We start from the raw sequence: 1,713 nt of genomic DNA on the forward strand, positions 1-1,713 counted from the left end.
GGCACCGGCGGCGATCGTCAGCGTCCCCGATGCCTGCCTGAAATCAACCCCTTCTCCTTCCCGGGCCGTGCCGTTGAGCGTCTGGTAGTCGATGATCACGTCGGTTGTCGCCGCCGACGACAGCGTGACGACGAACTCCATGGCCGGACTGAACCCGCCATTCGACTCCAATACCGAAAAATCAGCTACCGTGAGAATTGGTACGGCCATTTTGTTCTCCATCGGCGTGAAAAATCGCCCGATGAAGCAGTAAGCATATTTTGTGCATGTTTCCCAAGACACTGATTATTCCGGATAAATGCATGTTCTCGGAAAACCAATGAAACGACCTGTAAAGATTTCCGACACGCGCAAGCGGGCGGCGGAGACGGCGTGCCACGCAACCAATCAGACCTCTGCCCATTCGTCGCCGCTTGGTGCTTGTCCTGCGATAATGGCGGCCTGAAGAGTGCAGGTGAGCCGATGCACCTGAGCAAACACGACGTGAAGCAGATGGACGGGGAGGGGGTTCAGGAGCCTGCTCCCAGAGCTGTTGCTCGAGATTTCCAGGCGTCTGCTCTCTGACGTGAAGATCCTGCAGGATCGACTGAACCAGAGTCCGTCGAACAATTCCTGACTTGGCGCTCAACATCGGCGTGAAGGTCGCCACGCTGCCGGGGATCGCGCTGGCGTGGGCATGGGGGGCGACTACGCGCTGTATGTAATGGCGGTTATGCTGGTCCGGCTGCGTGAAGGTGCAAGCCTGTCAGAAGCGTACTATCGGGCGCTGACCCTCACCGGCAAAGTCGTGATGCTGACCGGTATCGCGGTCGCCACATGAGCGTTCTCGCCGATCAAGTTCCAGCCCGACATGGGCATCTTGCTCGCGTTCATGATTATCTGGAACATGCTCGGCATGCCGATCCTGCTGCCGGCGCTGGCCTACCTGCTTGGCGCCCCGAACGTGTGCTCCGGGCCCGCGCGAGGACTCCTGCCGGCCGCGCCGCTGCCCCTTGTATCTTCCAGATTGATCTTTATAAAAGGCTATGTCACCGTTCGCTGTGGAACCCTCCCGTGGCGGTCGGGCTCTTACCTCTGAGAGCGAAACCGCGCGGGGTGCCCCATGAAAGCTCATGAATTTGAACGGTGGATCGAGCAGCTGCGGGCGTTGACCCGGCGGCAGCGCGAACAGGTGAAAGCGTTGCTGGCAAAAGACGATGACGGGGCGCGGTGCAGCACGCTGATCGAATCCCGCCTGGGTGGGGACGGGGGCTGTCCCCACTGTGGGGCGAAGAGTTTGTATCGGCACGGCCTCGCGGGCGGGCTGCAACGTTACCGGTGCAGAAGTTGCCACAAGACGTTCAACGCTCTCACCGGCACGCCATTGGCGAGGTTGCGTAAAAGGGAGAAATGGTTGGCTTACGGCCAGGCGATGCTCGATTCGCTGACGGTGCGCAAAGCGGCAGCGGTGCTTGGCGTGCACCGGAACACGACTTTTCGTTGGCGCCATCGCTTCCTCACGTGGGCGAAGAACGACCGCCCGGCACATCTGCAAGGTATTACCGAAGCGGACGAAACGTATCTCCTCGAGTCGGACAAAGGCAGTCGCCGACTGGCTCGCAAGCCGCGCAAACGCGGCGGCGCTGCAACCCAGCGCGGCCTCTCCAACGAGCAGGTCTGCGTTCTCGTCGCCCGCGATCGCACGGGGCAGACCCTCGATTTCGTCACCGGCAA

General features: G+C 60.9%; 2 protein-coding genes and 1 pseudogene. 2 read left to right on the forward strand and 1 reads right to left on the reverse strand.

Annotation, left to right across the window (positions count from 1 at the left end; all coding sequences use genetic code 11):
• Positions 1–210, reverse strand: a 210-nt coding sequence (locus tag GO606_RS00765; RefSeq protein WP_246979254.1) for a Calx-beta domain-containing protein, incomplete at its 3' end; no start/stop codon positions are given.
• A 413-nt stretch (positions 211–623) separates the two neighbouring features.
• On the opposite strand from GO606_RS00765, the pseudogene GO606_RS00770 reads away from it, so the two are divergent.
• Positions 624–940: pseudogene (locus GO606_RS00770) on the forward strand (MMPL family transporter); the annotation flags it as partial.
• A gap of 162 nt (positions 941–1,102) precedes the next feature.
• Positions 1,103–1,713 (forward strand): IS1595 family transposase (locus tag GO606_RS00775; RefSeq protein ID WP_169120968.1); only part of this gene is annotated, 611 nt, incomplete at its 3' end.

Source organism: Aromatoleum anaerobium (genome assembly GCF_012910705.2).
GTDB lineage: Bacteria > Pseudomonadota > Gammaproteobacteria > Burkholderiales > Rhodocyclaceae > Aromatoleum > Aromatoleum anaerobium.